Source organism: Oleiphilus sp. HI0117 (assembly GCF_001635235.1).
Genome location: NZ_LWGA01000836.1, coordinates 1 through 7,901, shown reverse-complemented (window position 1 = coordinate 7,901; position 7,901 = coordinate 1). Strand labels below are relative to the sequence as shown.

The 7,901-nt window shown below is 44.3% G+C and carries 9 protein-coding genes; 3 read left to right on the top strand and 6 right to left on the bottom strand.

Translation table 11 applies throughout. The features are described from left to right. Window positions 1–7: 7 nt before the first annotated feature. Together grxD and A3757_RS14160 are read right to left on the bottom strand one after the other, a co-directional pair. On the bottom strand, window positions 8–328 hold the full coding sequence (gene grxD / locus A3757_RS14165; RefSeq protein WP_068513273.1) for a Grx4 family monothiol glutaredoxin: 321 nt from the start codon (window positions 326–328) through the stop codon (window positions 8–10). 83 nt (window positions 329–411) lie between these two features. Beyond that, window positions 412–1,959 (bottom strand): hydantoinase B/oxoprolinase family protein, encoded by a 1,548-nt coding sequence (locus A3757_RS14160; RefSeq protein WP_068513276.1) that lies wholly within the window; start codon window positions 1,957–1,959, stop codon window positions 412–414. A 211-nt stretch (window positions 1,960–2,170) separates the two neighbouring features. Between A3757_RS14160 and A3757_RS14155 the strand changes: the two genes are divergently transcribed. Genes A3757_RS14155 through A3757_RS14145 form a run of 3 tightly spaced genes read left to right on the top strand, consistent with a single transcriptional unit; the run spans window position 2,171 to window position 5,436 of the window. Then, window positions 2,171–3,373, top strand: a complete 1,203-nt coding sequence (locus tag A3757_RS14155; protein ID WP_231872212.1) for an aspartate aminotransferase family protein — start codon at window positions 2,171–2,173, stop codon at window positions 3,371–3,373. A 55-nt stretch (window positions 3,374–3,428) separates the two neighbouring features. Continuing rightward, window positions 3,429–4,337: an ornithine carbamoyltransferase gene (argF, locus tag A3757_RS14150; protein ID WP_068509298.1), complete on the top strand. Its 909-nt coding sequence runs from the start codon at window positions 3,429–3,431 to the stop codon at window positions 4,335–4,337. A gap of 28 nt (window positions 4,338–4,365) precedes the next feature. Beyond that, window positions 4,366–5,436 carry an ABC transporter ATP-binding protein gene (locus A3757_RS14145; RefSeq protein ID WP_231872213.1) on the top strand — a complete coding sequence of 357 codons (1,071 nt, stop codon included), beginning with the start codon at window positions 4,366–4,368 and terminating at the stop codon, window positions 5,434–5,436. Between the two features lie 12 nt (window positions 5,437–5,448). Here the strand turns inward: A3757_RS14145 and A3757_RS14140 are convergent, their stop codons facing one another. From A3757_RS14140 to A3757_RS26860, 4 genes are all read right to left on the bottom strand, one after another. Continuing rightward, window positions 5,449–6,297, bottom strand: coding sequence for an alpha/beta fold hydrolase (locus tag A3757_RS14140; protein WP_068509302.1), 849 nt, complete (start codon window positions 6,295–6,297; stop codon window positions 5,449–5,451). 116 nt (window positions 6,298–6,413) lie between these two features. Then, window positions 6,414–6,995 (bottom strand): chalcone isomerase family protein, encoded by a 582-nt coding sequence (locus A3757_RS14135; protein ID WP_068509304.1) that lies wholly within the window; start codon window positions 6,993–6,995, stop codon window positions 6,414–6,416. Continuing rightward, window positions 6,988–7,713, bottom strand: coding sequence for an orotidine-5'-phosphate decarboxylase (gene pyrF / locus A3757_RS14130; protein WP_082865164.1), 726 nt, complete (start codon window positions 7,711–7,713; stop codon window positions 6,988–6,990). Before pyrF ends, A3757_RS14135 begins: the two co-directional genes overlap by 8 nt. Before the next feature lie 26 nt (window positions 7,714–7,739). After that, complete coding sequence (locus A3757_RS26860) at window positions 7,740–7,898, bottom strand: hypothetical protein (protein ID WP_231878283.1); 159 nt, start codon at window positions 7,896–7,898, stop codon at window positions 7,740–7,742. Window positions 7,899–7,901: the final 3 nt, after the last annotated feature.

Here is a 7,901-nt window from a genome sequence, read left to right as displayed (position 1 = left end):
GTACAACTTATTCAGCGGAAGCAGCAGCGCTTACCATCTTTTTCAGCTCACCAGACTCGTACAGTTCGGTGACAATATCACAACCGCCTACAAGTTCACCTTTTATGTATAGCTGCGGGAATGTCGGCCAACTTGAGTAAACCTTAAGGTTCTCTCTCAACTCAGGGTGTTCTAAAATATTAATATAAGCAAATCGCTCCTCACAAGCCATCAGCGCCTGTGATGTTTTGGCAGAAAAGCCGCATTGTGGTTGCTGAGGCGAGCCTTTCATGTATAGCAGAATATCATTGCTTTCAAGTTGCTCTTTAATCGTATCCATTATTGACATCGGTATTTACCTGTAGAGTTAAATCTTTCGCCACCTAGTTTACTATCTTTTGATAAGACCAACCATATTAGTCAGGTATTTTTTCAGAGTTTCTCCCCCCAGGCTCCGCCACCAGGTGTGTTGATCGTTAAAACATCACCCGCCCCTACCTTAAACTCTGCCTTACCATCCAGCACCCTAGCATTAAGTACATTTTTACCTGGGCACCCTTCAGCACCACCTTCGAGTCCCCACGGAGCTTTCGAGCGACGCTCAGTTAACAAAGTGACCTGAGCCGCCTGCTTAAACAGGTAAGAGCGGATGACGCCATCTCCACCTGAATGCTCCCCTATGCCACCAGAGCCCGCCCTAATACCGTATTGCATAACCTGCATCGGATAATGAAGCTCCAGGCTCTCTATGGGCGTGTTAAGCGTATTCGTCATATGACACTGGCGCGCAGTAATACCTTCAAATAACTCACCTGCCCCTGCTCCACCAGCGATTGTCTCGTAATAGTTCCATGGCGTCGGAGCTGTCCCTCCCATCGCAACATTATTCATCGTTCCCTGTGAGGCGGCAGGCACTTTAAGTCCTATTTGATGCAATGCTCCAAGCACAACATCTACAACACGCATACTTGTTTCAACATTCCCTGCTGAAACGGCAGCTCCAGGTAGAGCATTTAGTAGCGAGCCACTGGGCGCAGAGATATTAATCAGTTTGAACACCCCATCACAATGAGGTACATATGCTGGCATTAGTGCTGCAAACACATAGTACACAGACGCAGCACATACACTAAGAGGGCAATTTAGATTCCCCTTAACCTGTGCTGATGTTCCGGTAAAATCCAGCGTAATTCCCTCACTATCGATAGACACTTCAACTTTAATTAGAATATTTTCAGTACCTACCCCGTCGCCATCAAGGTAATCTGAAAAACTAGCCCTCCCTTTCGGCAAACGCTCTAGGTAATTCGCTGCAAGCGTTTTACCATAGTCATTCAATTGCTCAATGCCTTGAACAAAACTCTGACGTGTCATCCGCGACTCAATAAACCACTGTTCCAGGCGCTCCAGACCTACAACGTTCGCACTGAGCTGTGCAATAAAATCTCCTGGCAAATCGTCGGCATTAGTGTTCTTTTCTATGCTTGATAATAATTCGAGACAAACCTTATTCAGTTTTCCTTGAGAATATAGTTTTTGGGGAGAAATAATTACGCCTTCATCTTCCAAGCTTGTTGAAAGCGGCATTGAGCCAGGAGAATCACAACCGATATTGGCATGATGCGCACGATTCGCAACAAAGCCACTTAGCTCTTCACCAACAAAGAATGGTGCAATCAATGTTACATCAGGAAGATGAGTCCCACCCTTAAAAGGATCATTTAAAACCAGAACATCGCCTTGCTTCCAATCAAACTCAGAAACTATTCGGGTCATTGCATAAGCCATGCTACCGAGATGAACAGGAATATGCGCAGCTTGGGCCACGATTTTTCCATCACAATCAAAAAAAGCGCAGGAATAGTCAAGACGGTCTTTTATATTTGGAGAAAAAGCACTTCTTTGCAAAACCAGGCCCATTTCTTCACATATCGACTTTATTTGACCCGAAAACACCGCTAATTCAACCGCATTAAGCACAATAAAAACTCTCAATTCGTCACAAGATTTGAATATGGTAACCAGAATACATCAACTACATTTTCCAAGGATCAAGTATCACCAGATACATCTTGATCGCAGGCTAAAAATTGAAGCCCAAAAACAATTGATTACCATGAAAGATCAAGCTAACATATTATCTTTATACAGGCAGCATTTAGCTGCCTTTTTGCGTTAATAAGAGACTGAAATGAACAACGATCAACCGCTGATGAGCACTTATGGCAGACTACCTGTTGCTTTTGAAAATGGTGACGGCGCCTGGCTATACGACACTGACGGAAACAAATACTTTGATACCTTTTTTGGTATAGCTGTTTGCGGCCTTGGCCATTCACACCCCGCAGTTACCAAAGCAATCAAAGATCAGGCCGGCCGCCTACTCCACTGTTCAAATCTTTATCACACGCCTTTACAAGTCAAACTTGCACAGACCTTATGCCAAATATCAGGTATGGAAAAAGTTTTCTTTTCCAACTCAGGTGCTGAAGCGAATGAAGCCGCTATTAAGCTAGCCAGAAAGTATGGGCATGACAAGGGTATACAGACTCCCACGATTATCGTCATGGATCAATCTTTCCACGGCAGGACTATGGCGACCTTGACCGCGACAGGAAACCGAAAAGCACAAGCGGGCTTCGAGCCTTTACTAGGCGGCTTTGTTAGAGCACCATTCAATGACGTTAAAGCTGTTGAAGCGATTGCCAAATCGAACCCTAATGTTGTCGCAATTCTAGTCGAGCCCATTCAAGGTGAAGGAGGTCTCTCAATCGCTGAGGACGGTTACCTAAAATCTTTGCGTCAGATCTGCGATGAGAATGACTGGCTATTGATGTTAGACGAAGTTCAAACAGGTAACGGCAGAACGGGTAATTATTTTGCTTATCAAGGGTATGATGTAACACCTGACGTTGTGACAACTGCAAAAGGCATCGCCAATGGCTACCCTATTGGTGCATGCATGGCAAAAGGCAGCGCAGCCGATGTTCTTACTCCCGGCACTCACGGTTCTACCTTCGGCGGAAACCCTCTTGGCTGTGCAGCTGCACTAGCGACAATCAATGAAATTACAAGCCATAAGCTTTGTGATAGAGCATCTGTTCTCGGAGAACGCATTCTTAAAGAACTTGAGAATGAACTTTTGGCAGCTAACTACGTTGCTGATATTCGCGGCAGGGGCTTAATGATCGGCATTGAACTGACCGAACCTTGCCTAGAGCTCGTTCCACTAGCCAAGGCAAAAGGCTTACTATTGAACGTCACTTCCGAAAAAGTGATTCGACTTCTACCGGCACTGAATATGAGTGACGACGAGTGTGAATTCTTAATTGACGCCGTCGTACAAATCATTCGCCTATATTCTGCCGACGATCGCAGCAGGCCCCGCTCTTAACTGGGCAGGAAACACTCTACCTCCACGATCAAATCGTTTATTTATTGAGAGACAAATGGCACTAAGACACTTCTTAACCTTAAATGACCTTTCCAGCCAAGAGCTTAAGCAAGTTATTGAGCGAGCTATCACACTTAAAACCGAGCATAAGCAAGGTAATATCTATGAGCCTCTCAAAAATCGCGTTTTAGCACTAATCTTCGAGAAGTCTTCTACCCGAACTCGTGTTTCTTTCGAGTCTGGCATGGCTCAATTTGGTGGTTCATCTCTATTTTTGTCTCCTCGGGATACGCAATTGGGTCGTGGAGAACCGGTTGAAGATAGTGCTAGGGTACTATCACGTATGGTTGATGCAATTACTATTCGAACCTTCGAACATGAGAAACTGGCATTATTTGCACGACACTCCTCGGTGCCAGTCATTAACGCCCTTACAGATGACTTCCACCCCTGCCAATTACTTGCCGATATGCAAACCTATCACGAACATAGAGGCTCAATCGAAGGCAAAAAAGTCGTATGGGTCGGTGATGGTAATAATATGTGCCATTCTTTCATTAACGCTGCAGCACTACTTAACTTCGAGTTGGTCATCTCATCACCCGTCGGCTACGACCCAAATAACGAGTTGCTCAAAAAGAATCAAAAACATGCTCATATTGTACGAAACCCAATTGCCGCCGTCAAAAATGCCGACTTAGTTGTAACTGATGTCTGGGCATCAATGGGGCAAGAAGAAGAGCAAAAAGAGCGCATCAACAAGTTTAAAGACTATCAAGTTAGCCCGGAACTAATGAGCGTAGCGAACTCTGATGCCCTATTCATGCATTGCCTGCCTGCACATCGTGGAGAAGAAATTAGTCACGACATGCTGGATCACCCCAGCTCAGTCGTTTGGGATGAAGCAGAAAATAGATTACATTCTCAAAAGGCACTTCTTGAGTTTTTATTGTGTAATGCTTAAGTAAACATAAGAAAGGATTTAGTAGCACGTGTCTTCACCAACAAAGATGAGCAATATACTCGAAGTTAACGATGTACAGTGCAACTATGAAAACCTAATCGTCATTAAAGACCTTTCTTTTAAGCTGGTCAGAGGTGATATAGCTTGTTTACTTGGGCCAAGTGGGTGTGGCAAAAGCACCATTCTCCGCGCTATCGCCGGCTTTGAGAATCTTGAAGCCGGCACAATCAATTTGAACGGCTTAACTATATCCAGTACCAACAAGGTACAAGCCCCCGAGAAAAGACGGATTGGCATGGTATTTCAAGACTATGCCCTCTTCCCCCACCTTAGCGTCAGCCAAAATATCGCTTTCGGCCTCACAGGCATTAAGGACAAAACCGAAAAGTCAGCTCATATTGAAAAGTTAATTCACTTAGTCGACCTAGATGGCTATCAAAACAGCTTTCCACATGAACTGTCTGGCGGGCAACAACAACGAGTAGCGCTAGCACGAGCTTTAGCGCCTGAACCCGAACTTATCCTACTAGATGAACCTTTTTCAAATCTTGATGCTGAGCTACGCAACCGTCTAAGCATTGATATCAGGAACATTCTTAAGACTTTAGGAATCAGTGCAATATTAGTGACTCATGATCAGAAAGAAGCATTCGCTATGTGTGACTATATTGGCGTTATTGATCAAGGAAAAGTTCAACAATGGGGAAAACCCTACGAGCTATATCACGAACCCGTAAATCCTTTTGTCGCTAGGTTTATTGGACACGGCACCTTTATCAAAGGTGAAACCTTAACACCCGATACCTTCTCAAGTGAGGTCGGTGTGATTCAAGGCAATCGTGCTTATAACTGGCCAGAAAAAACCAGGATTGAAATACTAATTCGTCCCGACGATGTAATTTATAAACCAGGAGCAAACCTGAATGCCGTCGTCAGCTCGAAAATTTTTGCAGGCACCTCAACCCAATACCAATTAAAGCTTGCCTCTGATACGGCTCTCGATGTCATCTTCCCTAGCCACCAGGATTTTAATATCGGAGAAACCATTAATATCGCAATCGACGCAGAGCACCTGATTGCATATGAAGTATCAACCTAAACTAAATTGGCTTTAGTTGGCGCTGCAATGCTGTGACTCCTCAGCAGTGCGCTCAAAAAACTCAGCGTAAGTCTCAAGTAGTTCAGGCTTCTCCCAATGCAAAAAGTGCCCCACCCCTTTGACTAGCTGAAACTCTCCATTCGCCAGCATTTTAGTAGCTTTACGCGTGTCAAAGAGGTCCATAATGGTATCGAACTGCCCCATAACAACTAGCACGGGAATCGCAATCGAGCTCAACTCAATATGCTGCTTAAGATCCCCCATCTGAGTAACCGACCGACTATGCTCATAAAATGATGCATACTGCTCCTCACTCATATCATTAAACTGGCTAATAATTTGGCGCTTTAAATGCTCAGGAATAAGTTGGCCAAACTTCTCTATCATCAATGGCGCAATTTCAGCGCCACGCCCCTGCTCAATATAAGACTGAACTTGATCTATAATTACCTGAAGGACTGAATTTGCACGCGTGCCAAAACTGCCAAGAACAGCCCGATTAAACAAATCCGGATAACGATCCAAATAAGAAGCCGCAACAATTGAGCCCCAAGAGCCGCCAACTAAATATCGACTAGAGTACTTTTGCGCATCAATTCTGACTAATAACTCATGCAAGGCATCCACTTGCTCTTCAAGCGATACCCCCATGCAACCGTAGTTAATTTTTGCACGCCCTTGCCCAGGCAAGTCAAATACCAGGATGCTGTATTCAGTTTGAAAACGAGAGACAAAACTGCGCCATGCAGACATGGTTTGTTTTGCACCGCCAATGCATACCATTAACTTATCTGAAGAGCCATATAGCCTATACGGAATTTCAAATCGTGAGACCTCAAGTTTCCCTGCGATTTTATTCACACAAGCCTCCTTCCACCTAATGTCACTGAGCGAGCAGTTAAGGGTGATAGAAATCAGAGCAGATAACAAGTTAATTGGGTAAGATTTGTGAAAGTATGCCTTAAAAGATCAAAATCTTAATTCAGGCCTTTAGTTAACATCGCCTGATCTACAACAGATTGCCCCCCTAACCAGATCGCACGTAAAGCACGAGAGAGGGCTGTATTCGAAAATGAGGAAACACGCACGTTATTGTAATAAAAACTCACCTTCCCCTCTGGCTTAAAGAATATTTTGAGAGAGTCTCCCTCTTTTACATCTGTATTGATACTGGACACCAGCTTAGTTATTTCTTGAGAAAGCGCCTGAAAGTCGTGATTTGAAAGATTTTTCTCAAGCCCTTCTGACAAAGCATTGTGAACCTTCTCTTTAGGCAAATCTCTTTCATAATTCAGAGTTAGAAGCTCTGCATAATTACTCTTGTTAGACTGGGAAACACTTCGGTAATAAGCGACATCATAGACATCAAAAAATAGGAATGACCGTTCCGCTTCTCCTATCAATACGAATGTATAGGTCTGCTGCATATGCGCTAGATAGCTTATTACGGGAAAACCCAAAGTGCTTGACGCTTCATGTTTCGATTCCGGCCCGGCAAAACTAAGCATAACAGGAACAAAACAGAACAAAGCTATCAAGCTTTTTGAAACCTTACCCAAGCGCCAGCTCCTTGGTTATCTTTGATAAGGCATCCATTGGGTCATCAGCTTGAGTAATTGGCCTACCTATCACCAAATAGTCTGAGCCAGCCTGAACAGCTTCATACGGTGTCATAATCCGCTTCTGATCCCCCACTGAAGCAAATGCAGGCCTTATTCCCGGGGTCACCAACTTAAAGTCAGCCCCTAAGTTAGCCTTTAACTCAGCTACCTCGTGTGAAGAACACACTACGCCATCCATTCCTACATCTCTACTGAGCTCGGCCAATCGATTTACCTGCTGTTGCGCTGACACCTCCAAACCAAGCTCATGAAGGTCTGCGTCTTGCATGCTAGTCAACACCGTAACAGCAATCAACAAGGGCTTTTTCTGATAGCTAGTTAACTTGGAAACGCAGGCTTCCATCATCTGCCGTCCACCAGATGCATGAACATTTACCATCCAGACACCAAGGTCTGCAGCCACAGCAACTGCATTAGCTGTCGTATTTGGAATATCGTGAAATTTTAGATCGAGAAACACCTCAAAACCAAGACCATGCAGGGACTCCAATATCTGAGGTCCACAACGTGTATATAGTTCCTTCCCGACCTTTACCCGGCAGTATGAGGGGTCTAGAGACTCAGCCATTTTTATTGCACTTGCCGAGTCAGGGTAATCAAGCGCAACTATTAGTGGTGATTTTTGTTCTACCGAAGACATGTCTGTACCTTGCATATAAATCCTTACAATTCCGAAATCGTTTAATTCACGACCTTTTTTTCATACTCTAATACCGGTTTAATCGTCTGCCAGCTCTTACAACTAGGACAATTCCAGTGCAGCTGCCCACCGTTAAATCCACACTGAGAACAGCGGTATTTCTCTTTCTTATCACTCTCACGGGATATAATTCTAATCAATTG

Bases quoted from the DNA above. Each gene is read 5' to 3' on its own strand.
- A3757_RS14155 (WP_231872212.1), top strand. From the start codon at position 2,171: ATGAACAACGATCAACCGCTGATGAGCACTTATGGCAGACTACCTGTT.
- pyrF (WP_082865164.1), bottom strand. From the start codon at position 7,713: ATGCAAGGTACAGACATGTCTTCGGTAGAACAAAAATCACCACTAATA.
- grxD (WP_068513273.1), bottom strand. From the start codon at position 328: ATGTCAATAATGGATACGATTAAAGAGCAACTTGAAAGCAATGATATT.
- argF (WP_068509298.1), top strand. From the start codon at position 3,429: ATGGCACTAAGACACTTCTTAACCTTAAATGACCTTTCCAGCCAAGAG.